The organism is Streptomyces sp. NPDC058671 (assembly GCF_042716475.1).
Classification (GTDB): domain Bacteria; phylum Actinomycetota; class Actinomycetes; order Streptomycetales; family Streptomycetaceae; genus Streptomyces.
In genome coordinates this window covers 24,038-43,664 of the sequence record NZ_JBHXSA010000027.1, presented here as the reverse complement: position 1 = coordinate 43,664, position 19,627 = coordinate 24,038, and the positions used below count along the sequence as shown (strand labels likewise).

Sequence of the window (19,627 nt, the reverse complement as noted above, 5' to 3'; positions counted from 1 at the left end):
TTTAGATGGCGTCGGGGCGGCCAGCACGTGGAGAGCTGACACGGCTGCCTTCCTCAACCGCAGGGCCTCTCACCGCGTCTGGCTTCCTTGGAGGTTCACATCACGGCCCGTACCCTCCCGGCCCGGACGTACATTGATGCTTCCTCCCGCCCGGGCGAACCCCGCCCCCCACCCGGCACAGCACGACAACGAGGAGCATGCGTGGCCATCACCACAGAGTCCGTCTCACCCACCGAGCCCGCACCGCTGGACCGGCCAGCGAACGACGAACCGACCGAAACCGCCACGCCCGCCTGGCGCATGCTCCTGGGCTACGTACGTCCGCACCGTTGGACGTTGCTCCTCGGGGCGGTGCTGTCGCTGGTCACCGGAGCCACCGGGCTCGCGCTGCCACTGGTGGCCAAGTTTCTCATCGACGCGCTCTCCGATGACCGTCCGATCGCCGGGGCCCTGCTGCTGATGTCGGCTCTGGTCGTCGCCAACGCGGGGATCGGCGCGCTCGGCGGGTACGTCCTGCAGCGAACGGCGGAGTCGGTCGTCCTCGGCGCGCGGCGCACCCTGTCGTCGTATCTGCTGCGACTTCGCATCGCGGCCGTGGACCGCAGTGAACCCGGCGATCTGATGGCCCGGGTCACCTCGGACACGACCCTGCTGCGTGAGGTCACTACCGACTCCCTGGTGGGTCTCGGCACCGGGGGGCTGACACTCGTCGCGACGCTGGTGATGATGGGCGTGGTCGACCCGGTTCTGTTGGCGGTCACGCTCGGCGTCGTGGTGGTCGCGGGAACGGTGATCGGTGTCTTCGTGCCCCGTATCAACAAGGCCAGCAGGCAGGCACAAGACGCCGTCGGGACGATGGGGGCATCACTGGAACGCGTCCTCGGCGCACTGCGCACCATCAAGGCGTCCGGCGCCGAGCACCGTGAGGAGCAGGCCGTGCACGCGGCGGCCGAGGAGTCCTGGCGCCAGAGCCTTCGAGCCGCCAAGTGGTCCGCGCTGGCCGGTAACACGGCCGGCCTTTCCATGCAGATCGCGTTCATCACCGTGCTCGCGGTCGGCGGCGCCCGGGTCGCCACCGGCGCGATCGATGTGGGAACGCTGGTCGCCTTCCTGCTGTACGTCTTCTACCTGATGTCACCGATCCAGCAGGTCGTCGGCGCCGTCACCCAGTACCAGGCCGGAGCCGGCGCCCTGGCTCGTATTCGCGAGGCTCTGCAGTTGCCGGCTGAGCCGTCCGCCGCGCCCGCGCCGCTGCCCGAACCCGGTGCCGAGCCTGCCGCGCTGGCCTTCGAGGACGTCAGGTTCCGGTACTCGGACGATCTGCCGCATGTCCACCACGGCGTGACCTTTTCCGTACCTCAGCGAGGCATGACGGCCTTCGTCGGTCCGTCCGGCGCGGGCAAGACAACCGTCTTCTCGCTCATCGAGCGGTTCTACGACCCGGAGGCCGGACGGATCACCCTTGACGGCCGCGACCTGAACGCCTGGGAGATACCCCAGCTCCGTTCCTCGATCGGGTACGTCGAACAGGACGCGCCCGTCCTCTCTGGCACCCTGCGCGACAACCTGCTGCTCGGCAACCCCGGCGCCGGCGAGGACGACGTACTGAGGGTGATGGGGACCACTCGGCTCGACGGTCTCGTCGAGCGGCTCCCCAAGGGCCTGGACACCCTCGTGGGCCATCGCGGGACGAAGTTGTCCGGCGGCGAGCGTCAGCGCGTCGCCATCGCCCGCGCGCTGCTGCGCCGCCCCCGGCTGCTCCTGCTCGACGAGGCCACAAGCCAGCTCGACGCCGTCAACGAGGCCGCGCTGCGCGACACCGTGACCGAGGTGGCCCGCACCACGACCGTGATGGTGGTCGCCCACCGGCTGTCCACGGTCACCATGGCGGACCGTATCGTCGTCATGGACGCAGGCCGTGTCCGGGCCGTGGGCACGCACCGCGAACTCATCACCGCCGACCCGCTGTATGCCGAGCTCGCCGCCACCCAATTTCTGGCCACAGCCGGCAAGTGACCTCTACGAGCCGCCCGCCGCGGCACCCGGTTCGCGTGAGGCTCCGCCCCGGTGATGGGCGCGGTGGCAACTTTGGTGCTGGGCGGCTGGTTCGGCTAACAGCAGTGGATGGAACCGCTCGAGGGACATGTGCTGCGCGCATACGACGCGACCAGCCCTGCGAGCATCACGCCATCCCCCGAGAACGTGTTCTCCCCCGCGCGCGGTGGCGTTCGAGGAGCAACAGGACATCGAGGGGTGGACCGAGGACGTCTACCGGGTAGAGGTCGCCTCGGCCCTGCGGGGCACCCCTGCGCGGAACCTACCGTCCGAACAAAGGACACCGACCTTGAGCCGACGGCCCGCGCGGCAGAGGACCGCTTATGGTCGACTCGGCCGAGGCGCAGGCGGGGAAGGCCGTTGTCGCAGAAGGCGGCCACGGAACAGGAGGCCGCGATGCCCTGGCGTGACACTTGGGCGGCCGCACCGTCAACGCCGACGACAAGCCACCCTCCCAGGACCCGGCCGACCACGTCGCAAGCACCCGAAACAGCTCGCCTCCCAGATCAGCCTGACCACTGCACCGTCCGCGCTCAACCCGTGCCCGACGACGGCTGCCTCCCAGGTCCTGCACCTCAAATCTCCCCTTCGGGCGGTGGGGAGAGACCTTCTCGGATGACGTTGTGGCCGCCGCGATGATCGACCGCTTGGACCACCATGCCGAGGTCCTCACGCTGACCGGCGCCCACCGCCGGGTTTCAAGAAGCCTCGGGCGGGTGATGGCGGGTGCTCAGCTCGCGCGCGACTGGTTTTGTGTGCAGCGGGCGTCATCGAAGACCTGCCGCCAGGAGACGACATCAGGCCTGCGGCGGAGCAGCGCACGGCGCTCGCGCTCGGTCATGCCGCCCCACACACCGAACTCGATCCGGTTGTCCAGGGCCTCTGCCAGGCACTCGGTGCGCACAGGGCAGCCGGTACACACCGCTTTCGCACGGCTCTGTTGTGGGTTGCCCTGGACGAACAGTGCCTCCGGATCTTCCGCCCGGCAGGCAGCGTGCTCAACCCAGTGTTCTTCCCCGCTCGGCACCTCTGCCCTGCCCTCCGCCTCGCAGCCTGCTCCCCCGGACAAACCTCTGTTCTCCCCCGAACCCCGGTTGATGCGTAGGTAGCCGCTGCATGCTGGGCCGGTCGTCCACTCTGGTGTCCCTGCAGCCGTTCCCGGTTCCGTACCGGTGCAGGGCGGGGCGGGGGCAGCGGCAGGTGACGTTCCAATCCCGGGTGAGCCGCAACGGCAACCTCGCTGACGCTTCGGCGGCCTGTGGGATCGAGGAACGGTCGGTGTCGTCATTTATGGGACCGACCGTAGAACCTCCACCTCGATTGAGGTCAACGTCCTGGTGGGATGTTCGCCAACCGCCCCAACGCGGGCGTAGGCAAGACACCGCCTCGGCGGTGGCGCTACCGGCTCCCCACGTGTCCCGGGGCGCGGCCGGGAGCCATGTCGCCGTCCAGGGCGTCGAGTTCCCCGACGGCTTCCAGCTGGCGGGGGTTGTTCAGGCGGATTAGACCCTCGCGCGCGGCGGTCAGTGTCTCGCGCGCCTCCACGTGCCGGGCGAGGTGGCGCAGGGCGATCCCGAGGTCCAACCGGGACGGCTCGCTCCAGGCGGGCATCCGCGCCGCCTCGAAGTGTGCCAGCGCGTAGCGCAGGGGGCTTTCCGCCTCGTTCCACCGGCGCAGGGCCACCAGGTCGTTGCCGATGTGCTGGCGGGTCGAGGCCAGGTAGAGGCCGATCAGCTCCTCCGGCTTCCCTGGTATGCCGGCCCGGCAGATGGCCTCGCTGCGCCGGTGGATGACCAGGGCCTCGGCGGCGCGGCCGACCTGGCGCAGTTGCTGGCCGAGCGCGTTGAGGGCGCTGAGTTCGGCGAGGCGGCTCTGCGCGCAGCTCTGGCCGGCCAGGTGGGCGGCGGACTCCTGGAGCCGGGTGATGGCTTCGTCGGTCCGTCCGAGGCGGGTCAGTGCTCCTGCCGCATAGCCCAGGGCCCAGCCGACCTGGAGCTGGTCCCCCACCTCACACGCCACTTCGAGGGCGGCTTCCGCCGTCGGGAGGGCGGCGGCCGGGTCGTAGACGCACTGGTTGTAGGCCCAGGCGAGGTAGTTGAGGTGGACCGCCTCGTCGCGCCTGCTGCCCAGAGCGCGGGCGGAGTCGACGGCACGCCGGAAGACCTCCACCCACAGTTCCCAGTGCAGGGTGCGGTCGGAGAACCAGTGCATCGCCTCGGCCGCGTCGATGACCTCCTGGTGGCGTCCGGCCGCCTGCACCCGGCCCAGGGCGGCGAGCCACTGGGCCCGCTCGGCCTCCAGCCAGCCGTGTGCCTCCTCGTTGTCGCGGGGCGCGGTGGCCGGGTCGGGATCGTCGCCGGACGTGTCCCGGTGATCGGCGTCGAAGCGCAGCGCGGCGGCGGTGGCCCGGCGGAGCATCCATCGGGCGGTCCGGTCCTCCGCAGTGGCGATGTCGGCGGGATCGTCCTCCTCCGCCAGCTGTTCGGCGGCGAACAGCGCGAGGAGGTCGTGGAAGCGGTACCGGTCGGCGGTCGGGTGGGGCTGGAGCAGCCCGGCGCCGGTGAGGGCGTCCAGGCACCGCGCCGCCAGGCGGACCGGCAGCCCGGCGAGCAGCGCCGCGGTGCGGGGGCTGAAGTCGGGGTTGGCGGCGAGCGAGGCACGGCGAAACACGGTGCGGGCCGAGGGGTCCAGTTGCCGGTACGAGAGGGCGAAAGCGGTCCGGACCCGGAGCGAGCCTGCTTCCAGTCCGTCCAGGCGGCTCTCATACGCCGCGAGCTGGGTGACGAGCTTGCCGATGCGTTCGGCGGGCCTGGAGGCCAGGCGCTGCCCGGCGATCCGTACGGCCAGGGGAAGGTGCCCGCACAGGTGCGTCAGATCGCGGGCCGCCTGGGCCTCCTCCCGGACCCGCTCCGGGCCGATGATGCGGCCGAGCAGTTCCACCGCTTCCTCGCGGCGCAGAAGCGCCAGGTCGGCGCGGTGCACCGCTTCGAGGCCGGCCAGGCTGTTGCGGCTGGTGACCAAGGTGAGCGACGGGCCGTGGCCGGGCAGGAGGGGGCGTACCTGGGCCTCGTCGGCGGCGTTGTCGAGGAGGATGAACGCACGCCGGTCACGGAGCACGGAACGCAGCAGGCCACAGCGGTCGTCGGTGCCGGCCGGGACGGCCCCGGCGGCAACCCCGAGGGCCTGCAGCAGCCGGGCGCAGGCGTCGCGCGGAGGGATCGGCCGAGGGTCCATGCCGCGAAGGTCGACGGCGAACTGCCCGTCCGGGAAGTGCGGCGCGAGGGCGTGTGCGGCGTGCACGGCGAAGGCGGTCTTCCCCAGACCCGGCTGCCCGGAGATCACGGCGACCGGCGGGTGGGCGGGGTCGAGCCGTTCGGCCAGCGTCCGCAGCCGTGCCAGGGCGGGAGCGCGGGCGGTGAAGTCGTGCAGGTCGCGGGGGAGCGCGAGCGTGTGTAACGGGGCCGGCCCGGTGTCCGTGCTGGTGGTCCGGGTGCCGTGCGGGGCGGCCGGCGCGGAGCGGGGTCTCGGGCGGCCGGTGCCGGCGGCCCGCTCCAACTCCCGTGCGCCCGCCGCATCCAGCCCCAGCGCAACGGCCAGCGCCTCCACGGTGCGGCGCTGCGGCCCCCGGGACCGGCCGCGCTCCAGGTCCGACAGCGCCCGGACGCTCACCCCCGCGGCTTGCGCCAGTGCCTCCTGGCTGAGGCCGGCGGCCGTACGCAGCGCGCGCAGCCGCCCGCCGAACCCGGCCTCGGCCGGTGTGCCGGTGCCCATGACTGTGTACCCCCGGGGTCGGTGCGGTGCGGCAGGCGGTCGAACCCACCGGCAGAAGTATGCAAGACGGTAATTCTGCCGGTGGAACCGCCTGGTCCACGCCATATCCAACGTGTTGGCTTGGGGTGACCCGGGGCGCCGGCCGACCGACCACTTCGCGCGCCCCGACCACCGACACCGACCACCGGTCGCTGGAGCGCGTCCTTCCGCGCCCGGCGACCGCCTTCACGTGGGGAACACGGAACACGACATGCGTACAGAAAGCGCCCGTGCCGTCACGGCCGACGCCCGGGGCCCGGTGCCTCGCCCGGGACCTGTCCATTGGAGCCGTCTGCTGCGCCTCTTGGCCCTTCCGGTCCTCTCGCTGCTGTTCCTGGCCGCGATGCTGCCCGCCCCGACGACCGCGGCGGCAGCCACGACCAAGTACGGGGACGCCCGCCTGGACCAGTGGTCGTGGCTGACGACGCACAACTCCTACGCGTACGACGGCGTGAAGCTCATACCGCCGCGGAACCAGTCGCGCAGCGTCTCCGAACAGCTCGATGACGGCGTCCGGGCGTTGATGTTCGACACCTACGACAAGAAGGTGTCCGGGCCGTTCGGCGACGAGGCCGTGATGCTCTGCCACTCCATCGTCTGCTACGACTTGTTCGAGCGGGAACTCACCCGGGTCGTGGACTTCCTGAAGAGGAACCCGCAGGAGGTCGTGACGATCTTTTTGGAGAACTACGCGAGCCAGGAGACGCTGACCCAGGCCATCGCGCGGGTCCTGGAGGCCAAGGGCGCCGAGGACCTGCTGTTCCAGCCCTCATCGACCGGTTACGACATCGACAAGCACAACTGGCCGCTTCTGCGCAGCATGGTGGCCGACAACCGACGTCTGGTCGTCTTCCAGGACAAGTGGGCGGACGACATACCTGTCACCTCCCCGTCGAATGCGAACGCCGAGTACGGGCGCCTCATGTACACCTGGAAGCGCACGGTGGAGACCGTCTACGACTACGACGGCAGGCCGAGCGGCTGCGCGTCCCGCAACGACAACCCCGTCGGGTTGAACCCCATCCCCAAAACAGCCCTGACCCCGCTGTTCACCATGAACCAGTTCGACTCCAGTTCGTTCGAGCCGGAGAAGAAGGCTCCGGGCGACAACGGCAAGGCGCTCAAGACCCGCATCGACAAGGACTGCCGGCCCGCCGCGGGGCGGAACCCGAACTACGTCGCCGTGAACTTCTACCAGCACAGCGACACCGCCGGTGTCACGCCACTGTCGGTGGTCAATGAGCTCAACCGCAACACCCACGTGTTCGAGCCGCACCCGGCGCTGTGGACCGTGAACTCCAACAAGCAGTACGTCGGGCAGATCAGCGGCAAGTACACCGCCTCCAACAGGTGCATGGTGCGCGGTGACGAATTCGAGGACGGGGAAGGAGGGCTGGTCACCCAGCGGGCCTGTGCGTACCCGGCGCCCAGCAGCCACCAGTGGACCGCCACCCCGCCCTCGTACGACGGGAAGGGTTTCTACTGGATCAAGGCGGGGAACGGCTCCTGCCTCACCGTTCCCTACAACAACGGCACGCCGCCCGGCAATGGCACGCAGCTGTTCTGGTGGCCCTGCGAAACCCGGTGGTCCTCCGGCAGCCAGCTGTGGAACGTCATCCCGGCGGACCAGTACGGAGGGGCGCGCGCCTACTACTTCGTCAATCAGTGGACCGGCAAATGCCTGACGCTGGACCCCGCGACCACGGGTGCGAGGGCCGGCAAGGTGACGCAGGCCGCCTGCCCGAGCCGTTGACGGTTGCACAGAGCCGTCACTGAAATCCGCACCGAGGGCCGTCTCAGGGGGAAGGTCGGCCTTCGGTCGGAGACGGCCGTAGCCCTGGAGGCGTACACCGTTCAGGCCGTGGACGGACGACCCGGCAGGGGCCCGCTGCCTAGCCTTTGCGGTACGAATCGACTGCCCCGCGGCGCTGCCGCCGCACTGCTCGGTCTGTCCTTCGCCCTGCTCGGTACGGGCATCGCCTCCCGCGCCCCGGCCACACCGGTGGTCCCAGCCGCCGAGGCCGCCCGCGTACGCCTCCAACTGCCCGCCCCGGCCCGGTGGTGGCCGGATGGCCCCGTACATGACCAAGGGCGAGGCACAGATCTTCATCGACGACCGCCAGCTGACCGACGTCGTGTCCGCCGCGACGCTCAACGGCACCCGTACCCACGCCCGTCAGGCCGCCGCGCCCGTGCGCGGGAAGTTCCCGCTCGTGGTGCTGTCACCCGGGTCCACCGTCTGTCACCCGGGTTCACCGTCAACCGCTCCACGCTGACCCTGCTCGCCGAGGAGCTGGCGAACCAGGGGTACGGTCGTCGCCGTCGCCCATGCCTACGCCTACGCCTACGCCTACGCCTACGCCTACGCCTACGCCTACGAGACGGTCGGCACCGCCTTTCCCGGTGGGCGGCTTCCCACCTGGTCGCCGGCGACAAGATCCAGCCGGTTCGGTACGGGGCGGTGCCCCGGGGCCGGTCGGAGGACATGTCCTTCCTCCTCGGCAGGCTCCTCGCCTACAAGCGCCCCGCCTGGCGGCACGCCCGCATGATCGACCGCGAGCGGATCGGCATGGCCGGCCACTCCATCGGCGGCGCCTCCGCCGCGACGATCATGGCGAGTGACCCGCGCGTCCGTGCCGGTCCAGCATGGACGGCTCCGGTCGGCAATGGCCGGCGCTCCCCCCTCGCCAACTTCCAGGCGCAGCCGGCCTGAGCTCCGCGGCCCGGCCCTTGAGGGACGACACCCTCTTCCCCTCGGCCATCGCGTGGAAAAGACACCTCATGCAGTTGAGCCGTCAAGCCGCCGCCCCATCGCGTCCGCAGAACCTCGGCCCAGTCGCCGGCTTCCAGACCCGGATCCTCCCACCGTGGCACCGGGCTGGGAGCCGTCTCGATCAGGTGCGCGAGCGTCCAGGCGACGCCGTAGCAGTCGTCGGGTGGCCGACGATGTCAACCCGGCTGCCCACGGGAAGGTCCTCGGGGTAGGCCGTCTCGAAATGATGGGCACGCCCGTCGGGGACTCGGCCCCGCCCGCATCCGCCCGATCCTGGGCTCGCCCGCATCGGCCCGATCCTGACCTCGCCACCACCTCGACCGTCTGGCCTTCATCGACCGCCCGACCGGCATGGTGATCCGCCGCTACGAACGCGACCGCCCCGGCGAACTCATCCATGTCGACGTGAAGAAACTCGGCCGGATCCCCGACGACGGCGGTCATCGGACGCTGGGCCGCCAGGCCGGCGGCGTCACCCTGGTCCGAGGGAACGCGAGGGAAAGGCCGGGGATTCGTCAGTGGCCGGGGTCGGCGAACGTCCAGTCCAAGCCGTACGGGGCGAGTCGGACGGAGATGTGGTCCCGCAGGCCGGGTGATCTGGTCACGGGGGGAAGGGTGACCGTGGTGCGACCGTCCGCGACGGCGCAGTGAATCTGCTCGTGCCCGATGCCCGTGCCGAGGTCGGCCAGGGCGAGGGCAACGGCGCGGCGGGTGGCGTCAAGGCGTAGGGGGATCTTCGAGGGTTTGCCGACGTCGGTCAGCGGCAGTTCGGGCAGGACGACGACGTCCTTGGGGGTCGCCGCACGCTCGGGTATGTGCTGTGCGGCGAATGCGACCAGCTCGTCGGATCCGATGGCGCCGGTTCCCGGGGCGAGGGTGACGTAGGCGACGGGCACTTCGCCGGAGTGCGGGTCGGGGCGGCCGACGGCGCTCGCGCCGGTGACGGCCGGGTGCGCGAGGAGCGCGTCCTCGATGACGGCGGGGTCGATGTTGTGGCCGCCCCGGATGATCAGGTCCTTCGCGCGGCCGAGCAGAGACACGAACCCGTCGGGATCCACCCGGGCGAGGTCGCCGGTGTTGAGCCAGCCGAGGCGCACGGTGCCGAGGGTGTCCAGATGTGGGCCTCGGGCGTCGCGGTCCACGACGTAGCCGGGGAAGACGGTGGGTCCGCTGACGGCGAGAACGCCCGGCTCTCCTTGCGGCAGGTCGTGCCACTCACCGTCGCCGTCGATGCGGACGGTCTTGACCCGCACGTAGGGCAGACGCTGGCCGGCCGCTTCGGGCCGGCTGTGTTCGCCCAGGAAGCTCCGGGTGGTCCCGCAGGTGGCCTCGGTCAGTCCGTACCCCTGGCACAGGGGTACGCCCGTGTGGTGCTCGAACGCCTCGCGCACGGTGGTGGTGAGGGGGGAGGCTCCTACGACGGCGAAGCGGAGGGAGCTGATGTCGGCGTCGACCGGTATCCGGGCGAGCGCCGCGTAGACGGTCGGCACCGCGGACAGAGTGGCGATGCGGAAGTGTTCGACGATCTTCCAGAAGTGCCGGAAGAGCGCCGGCTCGCGGTATCCGAGCGGCCCGGCCCACACACTGTGCCGGCCACGCAGCAGGGGTGCGAGGAGGGTGACGACCAGGGCGTTGACGTGGAACAGCGGAAGGCCGGCGAACACGACGGAGTCGGGTCCCAGCATGTTGTTCGCCGCGATCATCCAGGCGTCGGTCACCTCGTTCGCGTGGGTGTGCGCGGCCAGCTTGGGGGCGCCCGTGGTGCCCCCGGTGTGGAAGTAGGCGGCCAGGTCGCCGGCCTGGGGAAGCACGACGCCGGGATGGAGCTCGGCCGCCCGGCCGGTGACCGCGAGGTGCAGATAGCCGACCTCGACCCCGTCGACCGGTTCGAGGGCGGGCGCGGCATCGGGCGCCCCGACGGGACGCAGCGCGAACAGGGCGGTGCAGCGGAGCGACGCGGCGACGGTCCGGGCCGACCGCCATGCGTCGGGGTCGAGTTCCGGTCCGGCAGCGACCAGGATCCGTGCCCCGCTCAGGCGCAGGAGCCGTTCGACGTGCTCGGTGGTGAGAGCCGGGTTGACGGGTGCGGCGACACCTGTCAGTTGGGCGGCCAGGAGTGCGGCGGGCAGCAGAGCGGTGTGGGGCGTGAGCAGGCCCACCGCGGTGGTGCGGCCGACGCCGTGCGCGTGGAAGAGGTTGGCGACGCGGTGCACCTGATCGCGCAGCTGGACGAAGGTGACGGCTTCGCCGTGCGACCAGCGTTCCGCGTCGGGCAGGGCGGTGAGAGCCGGCCGGTCGGGCCACAGTTCGGCGGCGCGGACCAGGAGGTCGTAGGTGGAGCAGGGCAGGCCGCGGTCCTGGAGCGGGACGGACTCGATCGTCTTCAGGTCGCCCGGCTCGTCGTATGCCGGCCAGAGCGGGTCAGTGTCAGGGGCGTTCACGGGAAATTGCCTTTCGGGTGGTCTGACGGAGCGGGAAGGCGCGGGGCAGGTGTGCCGGTGGCGGGCGGCCGGGGCGATCGGTGGACCGGGGTGACGAGTCGGTGCCCGGGTGTGGGGCTCGACGGGTGAGACGGGCCGAGGTGGGACACCAGTACCTGGGCCGTGGTCGCGGAGTTCAGTGGGCGAGGCGGGTGAGGGCCGCGGCCACCATGGCCTGGACGCCGGGGACGATCACGGCCGGATCAGGGGTGAAGAGCGGGCTGTGGTTGCCGGGGACGTTTCCGAACTTCTCCATCAGGTCCGCTCCCGGTGCGTCGGCCCAGAGGCCGTCCGAGGTCGCCGGTACGTGCCAGAAGTCGTATGGAACCCCGTCGGGCGCGAGCAGGGAGAAGTCCTCGCTGCCCATCGCCGGCCCGAAGTCGAGGACGCTGCCCGCGCCGAACAGCTCGGTGTGGACGCCGGCCACCTCCCGGTCGAGGGCCGCGTCGTTGACGGTGACCGGGAACGCGTTGCCGACGGTGATCTGCGGTGGCCTCACGCAACCTGCCGCCGAGCACTCGCCAGCCACGATGCGCCGGATGCTCGCCATCAACTGCTCCTGCACCCGCGGCGACTGGCTGCGGAGGGTCAGGCCGAGACGGGCCTCGGCCGGGATGATGTTGTTCTTGCTGCCCGCGTGTATCCGGCCGACCGTAAGGACGGCCGACTCCTTGGCCGGGATCTCCCGGGCGACGACGGTCTGGAGTCGGGCGACGACGTAGGCGGCCGTCACGATCGGGTCGACGGTGGCCTCGGGACGTGAACCGTGGCCACCGGTGCCGTGGATGACGATGTCGACGTCCGCGGCGGCGGACATGGTTAGGCCGGGGGTGTGCGCGTAGAGGCCCATGGGGCCGGGGGCCACGTGCTGTCCGAAGACCGCGTCGGGGCGCGGGAAGCGGGTGTGCAGTCCGTCCGTGACCATGGCCCGTGCGCCTTCGCCGGTCTCCTCGCCAGGCTGGCCCACGATCACGAGCGTTCCCGACCAGGTGTCGCGCCCGGCGACGAGCGTCTCGGCGGCGCCCGCGAGCCAGGTGACGTGCAGATCGTGTCCGCAGGCGTGCATGACACCGTCGTGTTCGGAGGCGTACGTCAGGCCGGTGGCTTCCCGCACCGGCAGGGCGTCCATGTCGCCACGCAGCATGACGGTGGGGCCGTCGCCGTTGCGCAGGACGCCGACGACCCCCGTCCCTCCGACCCCCTCGGCCGTCTCGAAGCCTGCGGCGCGCAGCCGTGCGGCGAGCTTCTCCGCGGTGCGGTGTTCCCGCATGGACAGCTCGGGGTGGCGGTGCAGGTCGCGGTAGAAATCCTCCAGTTCGGCAGCCCTGAGGTCGGCGGTGAGGTCGCGGGTGAGGCGGGCTGCGGTCATGCGGCACTCTCCGTGTCGGTAGGGTTCGGCACGCTCGCGAGCAGTCGGCGGGTGTACGGGTGGGACGGGGCGCGGTAGACCTCGTGGCACGGGCCGTGTTCGACGAGGTCGCCGTGCCGCAGCACGGCGACCTCGTCGCTGACGTGCCGGACGACGGCCAGGTCGTGCGAGATGAACACCATGGTGAGGTCGAGGGTCTGCCTCAACTCGGCCAGTAGGTTGAGGACTTCGGCCTGAACCGAGCAGTCGAGCGCGGAGGTGATCTCGTCCGCGATGACGACCTCGGGTTCGACGGCGAGGGCGCGGGCGACGGCGATGCGCTGTCGCTGGCCGCCGGAGAACTCGTGCGGGTAGCGGTCGGCGGCGGAGGCGTCCAGCGCCACGGTCTCCAGCCAGCGCGTCACGGTCGCCGCGTGCTTCCTCGTGTCGGCGCGCACCGGGTCGACGGCCTCCGCGATCGCCCGGCCCACGGTCATGCGGGGGTTGAGAGAGGCGTACGGGTCCTGCGAGACTAGCTGGATCCGGCGTCGCGCGGCGGTGAGGTCCCGGCCCTTGAGTCCCGAGAGGTCCCGGCCGTCGAGCGTGATGCGGCCCGAGCGGGGCCGGTTGATGCCGACGATCGTCTTGGCGACAGTGGACTTCCCCGAGCCGGACTCGCCGACCAGGCCGAGTGTCTGCCCGGCCCGCACGCCCACCGACACGCGGTCGAGGACGGTCCTGGTACGCGAGCCGTGTCCGAAGACCACGGTCAGGTCCTCGACCACGAGCTTGTATGTCATGCGGGGGTCACCTCCAGGGGCGTGGGGCACGGCGGTCACGCGTTGTCCCGCGCGGTCGCGGCCGGCGTGTCGGACGCGACGGCATGGCAGGCCACGCCGTCGCGCGGCGCCGGGAGTTCGTGGGTGCATCTCTGATAGACGAGGGGGCAGCGGGCGGCGAACGCGCAGCCTGCCGGGCGTTCGGCCGGGGCAGGGGGCCGTCCCGCGATGGTGGTGAGCGGCCTGCGGCGGCTCGCCTCGTCCAGGACGTGGTCCTCGTGGTCGGCGAGGCGCGGGGCGGCCGTCAACAGGGCCCTGGTGTAGGGGTGTCTGGCCCGCCCGGCGCGAAGGTCGCGCGCAGAGAGCTCTTCCACCACCCGGCCGGCGTACATCACCGCGACCCGGTGACAGAGGGTGCCCACGACGCCGATGTCGTGCGAGATGAACAGCATGCCGGTGCTCCGGCCTCGGCTGATCTCGCGCAGCAGGTCCAGGACTTCCGCCTGGACCGTCACGTCGAGGGCGGTCGTCGGCTCGTCGGCCACGATCAGCTTCGGTTCCGGCAGGACGGCGGAGGCGATCATCGCGCGCTGCCGCATGCCGCCGGACAGTTCGTGCGGGTACTGCCGTACGACGGTCTCCGGGTCCAGGATGCGTACCTTCTCCAGCGCCTCGACCGCTCGGGCTCGCGCCCGGGTCCTGCTCACCCCCTGGTGGGTGCGGAGTACCTCGGTGAGCTGGCCTCCGATCCGCAGGGCCGGGTTGAAGGACGCCGACGGGTCCTGGTAGACGATGCCGATCTCGGTGGCCAGGCGGCCCGCGTCGACCTGCCCGGTGTCCGGGTCCAGGTCCAGGTCGTCCAGGGTGAGGCGGGCGGCGTAGGAGGTGAGTCCGTCCGGCAGCAGGCGGGCCACCGTCATCGCGGTGAGCGACTTGCCGGAGCCGGATTCGCCGACCAGGCCGACGATCTCGCCGGGCATGACGTGGAAGGTGACGCCGTCCACGAGCCTCGTTCCGTCGGGCAGTTCGATGGTCAGACCGTCCACGGTGAGCAGCGCGCCGTCGGGTGCCCGGCGGGACGGCTCCGGGCGTGCGGGCCGCCGGGTGGCCGTCCTGGTCACCGGCCCGCCACGGGGGTCGGCGCCGGCCGCGAGCCCGTCGCCCACGAAGGAGGCGAGGATGCCCGTGCCGGTGATCGCGACGGCGGGTCCGATCGCCTCCGCAGGGTTGGTGTACAGCGCCTCCAGACCCGTGCTCAGCAGTGCGCCCCAGTCGTACTCCGGTGACTGCACGCCGAGCCCGAGAAACGACAGGCCGGACAGGGCGGTCAGGACCTGGGCGAACGCCACCGACAGCAGGACGAGCAGGGGTCCCGAGATGTTCGGCAACAGGTGCCGCGCCAGCACGCGGTGGGGCGGTACGCCCATCAGCCGTGCCATCGACACGAAGTCCCGCCGGGCCACGGAGGCGGCCATGTTGGCGGTGAGCCGGGCGAAGGCGGGGCAGCCGCCGAGGCCGATCGAGACGACGGCCGCTGTGGGTCCCGCGCCGAGGACGGCCGCGACGACGAGCGCCAGGATCAACGCCGGGTAGGACACCATCACGTCGATGAGGCGGAGCCCGGCCTCGCGCAGCCGTGGCCCCGACACCCACACCGCCGTGCCGAGCAGGATGCCGGAGGCTCCCGCGATCGCGGTGGCGGCCAGGGTCATCACCAGGGTGAGCCGGGTGGCGACGAGGGTGCGGGTGAGGACGTCTCGGCCCAGGGCGTCGGTGCCGAGCCAGTGCTCGGCGCTGACGCCCTCGCGGGCGGCGCCGGACAGCGCGCTCGCGTCGCCGTCCCAGACCAGGGGACTGATCACGGCGAGCACGGCGATCAGGGACAGGCCTGCCACCCCGGCCCACAGCGCCGGGTTCCGGCGGGGAGAGCGAGGGGGTGTGGGCCGTGAGGATGCGGAGTTCGGGGATGCGGGACGTGGGGATGCCGCGTGCGGGGGCGCGGGGCGCGGGGATCTCGTACGCATCAGCGACCGTCCTTTCCGGCCAAGGCGCGCGGGTCGAGCAGACCGAGCACCACGTCGACCACGAGGTTGAGGAGGGCGGCGAGCAGCCCGAGGACGAGGACGCAGCCCTGGATGACGGGGTAGTCGCGGGCCAGGATCGCCTCGACGACGCGCTGGCCCATGCCCGGCCAGGCGAAGATCGACTCGACGATCACGGTGCCGCCGAGGAGGGAGACGAGGATGAGCCCGCCCAGGGTCAGGGTGGCGGTGAGCAGGTTGGGCAGGGCATGCCGGGTGTACAGCGTGAGCGGCGGCAGTCGGTGTCCGCGCGCGGTGCGCATGTAGTCCTGGGCGAGTACGGAGGCGGCCTCGCGGCGCACGATGCGCGCCATGATGCAGCTTCCGGGCAGGGCGATCGCCGCTACGGGCAGGACCAGGGAGGTCAGTGTCTCGGCGCCCGCCGCGGGGAAGGCACCCAGGGTGACCGCGAAGACGAACACCAGCAGGGTGCCGATGACGTACTCGGGGGTCGCGCCCACCAGCGAGGTGGTGAACGTGAACGCGCTGTCGGTACGGCGGCTTCCGCGCACGGCGATCGCAAGGCCCAGCGGTACGGCGACGAGCAGCACCACCACGATGGCGAGGAGCGCGAGTTCGGCGGTGAAGGGCAACTGCGTGGCGATGATGTCGGCGACCGGTTCACGCGTCTGGAACGACAGGCCGAGATCGCCGTGGAAGAGTCCGCCCGCGTAGTCCGCGAACCGGGTGGACAGGGTCTGATCGAGTCCTAGTTGGCCGCGCAGCCGTTCGATGTCTTCGGGAGAGGCGTCGACGCCGGCGAGCACGCGGGCCGGGTCGCCCGGGATGAGCTGGACGATCAGGAACGTGACGACGACCAGCGTGCTGGCGACGGCGACGAGACCGGCCAGTCTGCGCAGCAGGAAGGTGCCCCACGGGCCGAGGGCGAGGCCGCGGCGGGTCGCGGACCGCTGCGGGCCCGCGCCCTTCCTGGCCGCTGATACGGGGGCGTGCGCCGGTGTCGCCGTCACTCGGCGATCCGCAGCGTGGCCGGGTCGAAGGCGCCTGCCGGGGTGGCGGCAGAGATGCCCGCGCGGAAGACGTAGTGGACATTGACGGTGGCGAGCGGCACCACGTCGTTCGCGTGCAGGAGGGCCTTCTGGGCCTTCTGCCATGCGGCGCACTTGGCGTTCTGGTCGACAGTGGTGGTCGCCGCGCCGTACCCGGCGAGGAACGCCTTGTTGTCGACGGCGCCGAAGTTGCGGCCCTTGGCAGGTTCTTCTCCGATGAAGTGGACGCCGCCGCGCGCCAGCTGTCCGTAGATCATCGGGAACACCGTGAGGTCCCAGTTCCCCTGGTTGCCGGTGACCCGCGTGGCCCAGGTGCCGTTGTCGGCGTTCGTCAGCTTCACGTCGGCACCGGCGGCGCGCAGCGCCTCCTGGACGTAGGTGTTGCCCGCGCCCTGAGCGACGGCGTTGGAGCCGACCAGCTCGATCTTCACGCCGTCGAGGACCTTCTTCGCGGCGGCCGGGTCCGTCTTCGTCAGGAGGGAGGCGTCGGTGGAGACGCACAGTGCCCTGGCGTCCACGTACGAGGTCATGACCTGGCCCGTGTCGCCGAAGACCCTGTTGAACGCGCGTGCGTCGATCGCCTGCGCCACCGCCCTCCGGATCTCCGGGTCGGCGCCCGGATGGCCCTCGCGCTGGTTGAAGGCGACGAAATTGCGGATGAGGGGAGCCGCCGCGATCGTGAAGCCGCCCCTGCCGAAGCGGGCCGCGTCCGGTCCGGTGAACGCCCCGAAGTCGACGGCCCCCGTCTGGAGCTGGTTGGCGAGCGTCGACTCGTTCTTCACGACCGACACCTTCAAGGTGCCCGCCGGCCTGCCCGCGGGCATTGCCGCGTACCGCGGCCAGGCGTCGAAGCCCTCGCGCAGCTTCAGCTCGTACGTTGATCCGCGCTCGGACCCCACCAGCTCGTACGGACCGGTGCCCGCACCCCCCACGGCGCCTGTGCCGAGCCGGTCCCCGGCGCTGAGCCCCGGAGAGCAGACGACGCCGGTGGTGGTGTTCGCCAGGCCCGGAAGGAGCTCGCCCCACGGAGCGGCAAGTCTGACGCTGACCGTGCCGGCCTTGTCGTCGCCGGTGATCGTGGTCCCGGCGCCGGTGTTACCCGGACCGAAGGTCATCGCGGCACCCGCCGAGGACGTCCGGTACCGGGTGAGGGAGGCTGCGACCTGCGACGCGGTCAGGGGCTTGCCGTCCGAGCAGGTCACACCCTTCTTCAGGGTGAACGTCACGCCGGTCGGGGACTGATCCCACTTCGCCGCGATCCGGGGCACGATCGTGCCGTCGTCGTCCTGGCCGACGAGCGTCTCATACATCAGGCGGCCCACGACATAATCGCTTGCCGCCCGCTGCTTGATCGGATCGAACGTCGTCACGTCCGATGTGAGGGCCAGCCTGACGGTCCCCCCGCCCCGGGCGCCGCCCGCGCCGCCGCCATCCACGGAGGGGTTGGATCCGGTCGTACAGGCGGAGGTGAGGAGCGACACGGCGGCGACCGCTATGGCGCCGCTTAGGAACCGGGGACAGGACATGGTGAAACTCCGGGGAGGGAGGAGGCGGTGTGAGGTGGGCTCCAGGATCCGCCCCCTTCCGGTTGCACCCCGGAATTGCAAGAATCCGTGTTCGGAGGTGGACCTGATGCGGGAATGCGCAACAACCGCGCCCTGGGCGACGACCACGACTGCCCCCGGCTCGACACTGGACGAACTCGACCTGGAGCTGATCACCGCCCTCCAGGTGGCTCCCCGCGCTCCCTGGTCCCAGCTCGCCGGCCCTCTCGGCGTGGACGCGGCGACCCTCTCGCGACGCTGGGCCAGGCTCAGGGATTCGGGAACGGCGTGGGTCACCTGCTACATGGGCGCCTCCCAGGTGGCGTACGGCGCCCTGGCGCTGATCGAAGTCAACTGCCTGCCGCGGGACCGCGAGGCCCTCGCCGCCGAGTGCGCCCGGCATCCACAGGCGCTCAGCGTGGAGATGGTGGCCGGCTCCAGTGACCTGCTGCTCACCGTCGCCGCCCGTCACAGGGCCACGATGGTCGACTACGTCCTTGCCCTCGGCAAGATCCCCGGGGTGACCGGCACTCGCACCCACCTCGTGCAATTCCTGCACCGTGAGGCCAGCCAGTGGCGGTTCGACTCGCTCTCCCGGGACCAGCAGCGCGGCCTGCCCGGCCCCGGGGCCGGGCCTCGACCCGACCCCGGTCCCATCACCTCGGAGGAACGCCGTCTGATCCTCGCGCTCGCTCCCGACGGCCGCCGCTCCCTCGTCTCGCTCGCCGCCGAGCTCGGCCGGCCCGAGGCGACGGTGCGGCGCCTACTGGCGGGAGTCCTGGGCAGCGGCAAGGCGGTGCTGCGTTGCGAGGCCGCCCAGCCGCACACCGGCTGGCACACCAGCTTCACCGTGTGGATGAGTGTGCCTCCTGCCCAACTTGCCAGAGCCGCGGGGGAACTGGCGGCCCTGCGCGACACCCGCCTGTCCGCTTCCACGGCCACCGAGGCCAATCTGCTCGCCGTCGTGTGGGCCCACGGAACCAACGACATCGCCCGCTACGAAGCCCGCCTCGCCGCGACCATCCCGGACCTGCGTGTCCTCAACCGGGCCGTCACCCTGCGCTGGGTCAAGCGGATGGGCCGCATGATGGGGCCCGACGGACGCAGCCAGGGGTGCGTGCCGATGGACGTCTGGGCGGACCCGCACGCATAGGCCGTGCGCGAGGGGCAGGGGCGGGCCGCGACCCATCCGCCTCCGATCCGCCGGACACGCGCAGGGCCGTCAGCGGTCGTTGCCGCTGACGACGCACCTTCCGGACTGCGGAGCCGGTCGGGTTCTCGGGGACGCGCCGTACCCGTGGTGTCCCGGAGGTCGCCCAGTGCCGACCGAGTTGTTCGACGGCTGCCTGGAGGGTCGCTCCGTCGGTGGCGGCTGTCCAGGACGATCAGGCCGGCTCGCTGACGTGGATGGGGTCAATCGGTTCCATGCCCGCCAGTGCGCCCCTCGGTGGTGGTGGAATCGGGGGGCGTTGCCCGGATCACCTGGACGGGTCGAGTTCCGTGCGACTGTGACCCGGCGTACGGTCCACGCGAGAGGACGATCGTCAGCGGTTCTACTCTGCCGGGTAGCCGAGCGGCCCGTGCTCGGCGAAGCGGTCCGCCGCGCGGGTCGACCCGGCGAACTGGAAACGGAAGGTGAGCCAGAACCTCTCTGGGAACAGCGTTTGGCGACCGGTTCCGGAGGCAGGTGGTGATCACCCGGCTCACGAATCGCGATGAGAAACGACGGCACTGTCGTGTCCACGAA

At 71.4% G+C, this 19,627-nt stretch carries 13 protein-coding genes and 2 pseudogenes; 7 read left to right on the top strand and 8 right to left on the bottom strand.

The window, feature by feature from the left end:
• Window positions 1-300 precede the first annotated feature (300 nt).
• Together ACFWV2_RS27955 and ACFWV2_RS27950 are read left to right on the top strand one after the other, a co-directional pair.
• Window positions 301-2,016, top strand: coding sequence for an ABC transporter ATP-binding protein (locus ACFWV2_RS27955; RefSeq protein WP_384409069.1), 1,716 nt, complete (start codon window positions 301-303; stop codon window positions 2,014-2,016).
• Between the two features lie 557 nt (window positions 2,017-2,573).
• A pseudogene (locus ACFWV2_RS27950) lies at window positions 2,574-2,741 on the top strand (ATP-binding protein); the annotation flags it as partial.
• A 44-nt stretch (window positions 2,742-2,785) separates the two neighbouring features.
• On the opposite strand, the gene ACFWV2_RS27945 reads toward ACFWV2_RS27950, so the two are convergent.
• Together ACFWV2_RS27945 and ACFWV2_RS27940 are read right to left on the bottom strand one after the other, a co-directional pair.
• The gene (locus ACFWV2_RS27945) at window positions 2,786-3,082 is read right to left on the bottom strand and encodes a WhiB family transcriptional regulator (protein WP_384408941.1); all 297 of its coding nucleotides are present in this window, start codon (window positions 3,080-3,082) and stop codon (window positions 2,786-2,788) included.
• A 371-nt stretch (window positions 3,083-3,453) separates the two neighbouring features.
• Window positions 3,454-5,826, bottom strand: coding sequence for an ATP-binding protein (locus tag ACFWV2_RS27940; protein WP_384408997.1), 2,373 nt, complete (start codon window positions 5,824-5,826; stop codon window positions 3,454-3,456).
• Between the two features lie 343 nt (window positions 5,827-6,169).
• Between ACFWV2_RS27940 and ACFWV2_RS27935 the strand changes: the two genes are divergently transcribed.
• From ACFWV2_RS27935 to ACFWV2_RS27920, 4 genes and pseudogenes are all read left to right on the top strand, one after another.
• Window positions 6,170-7,618 carry an RICIN domain-containing protein gene (locus ACFWV2_RS27935; protein ID WP_384408995.1) on the top strand — a complete coding sequence of 483 codons (1,449 nt, stop codon included), beginning with the start codon at window positions 6,170-6,172 and terminating at the stop codon, window positions 7,616-7,618.
• A gap of 316 nt (window positions 7,619-7,934) precedes the next feature.
• Window positions 7,935-8,141, top strand: a complete 207-nt coding sequence (locus tag ACFWV2_RS27930; protein WP_384408993.1) for a hypothetical protein — start codon at window positions 7,935-7,937, stop codon at window positions 8,139-8,141.
• Between the two features lie 209 nt (window positions 8,142-8,350).
• Window positions 8,351-8,578, top strand: a complete 228-nt coding sequence (locus ACFWV2_RS27925) for a hypothetical protein (RefSeq protein ID WP_384408991.1) — start codon at window positions 8,351-8,353, stop codon at window positions 8,576-8,578.
• A gap of 375 nt (window positions 8,579-8,953) precedes the next feature.
• Window positions 8,954-9,106: pseudogene (locus tag ACFWV2_RS27920) on the top strand (IS481 family transposase); the annotation flags it as partial.
• A 47-nt stretch (window positions 9,107-9,153) separates the two neighbouring features.
• Here the strand turns inward: ACFWV2_RS27920 and ACFWV2_RS27915 are convergent.
• From ACFWV2_RS27915 to ACFWV2_RS27890, 6 genes are all read right to left on the bottom strand, one after another.
• Complete coding sequence (locus tag ACFWV2_RS27915; RefSeq protein ID WP_384408989.1) at window positions 9,154-11,079, bottom strand: acyl-CoA synthetase; 1,926 nt, start codon at window positions 11,077-11,079, stop codon at window positions 9,154-9,156.
• A gap of 175 nt (window positions 11,080-11,254) precedes the next feature.
• Window positions 11,255-12,487, bottom strand: coding sequence for an amidohydrolase (locus ACFWV2_RS27910; RefSeq protein WP_384408987.1), 1,233 nt, complete (start codon window positions 12,485-12,487; stop codon window positions 11,255-11,257).
• On the bottom strand, window positions 12,484-13,266 hold the full coding sequence (locus ACFWV2_RS27905) for an ATP-binding cassette domain-containing protein (RefSeq protein WP_384408985.1): 783 nt from the start codon (window positions 13,264-13,266) through the stop codon (window positions 12,484-12,486). The genes ACFWV2_RS27910 and ACFWV2_RS27905 overlap by 4 nt, the downstream gene beginning before the upstream one ends.
• A 35-nt stretch (window positions 13,267-13,301) precedes the next feature.
• Window positions 13,302-15,140, bottom strand: a complete 1,839-nt coding sequence (locus tag ACFWV2_RS27900; RefSeq protein ID WP_384408983.1) for a dipeptide/oligopeptide/nickel ABC transporter permease/ATP-binding protein — start codon at window positions 15,138-15,140, stop codon at window positions 13,302-13,304.
• A 128-nt stretch (window positions 15,141-15,268) separates the two neighbouring features.
• Window positions 15,269-16,297, bottom strand: a complete 1,029-nt coding sequence (locus ACFWV2_RS27895; RefSeq protein ID WP_384408981.1) for an ABC transporter permease — start codon at window positions 16,295-16,297, stop codon at window positions 15,269-15,271.
• Window positions 16,294-17,706, bottom strand: a complete 1,413-nt coding sequence (locus ACFWV2_RS27890) for an ABC transporter substrate-binding protein (RefSeq protein WP_384408979.1) — start codon at window positions 17,704-17,706, stop codon at window positions 16,294-16,296. The genes ACFWV2_RS27895 and ACFWV2_RS27890 overlap by 4 nt, the downstream gene beginning before the upstream one ends.
• Before the next feature lie 262 nt (window positions 17,707-17,968).
• On the opposite strand from ACFWV2_RS27890, the gene ACFWV2_RS27885 reads away from it, so the two are divergent.
• Window positions 17,969-19,033, top strand: coding sequence for an Lrp/AsnC family transcriptional regulator (locus ACFWV2_RS27885; RefSeq protein WP_384408977.1), 1,065 nt, complete (start codon window positions 17,969-17,971; stop codon window positions 19,031-19,033).
• Window positions 19,034-19,627: the final 594 nt, after the last annotated feature.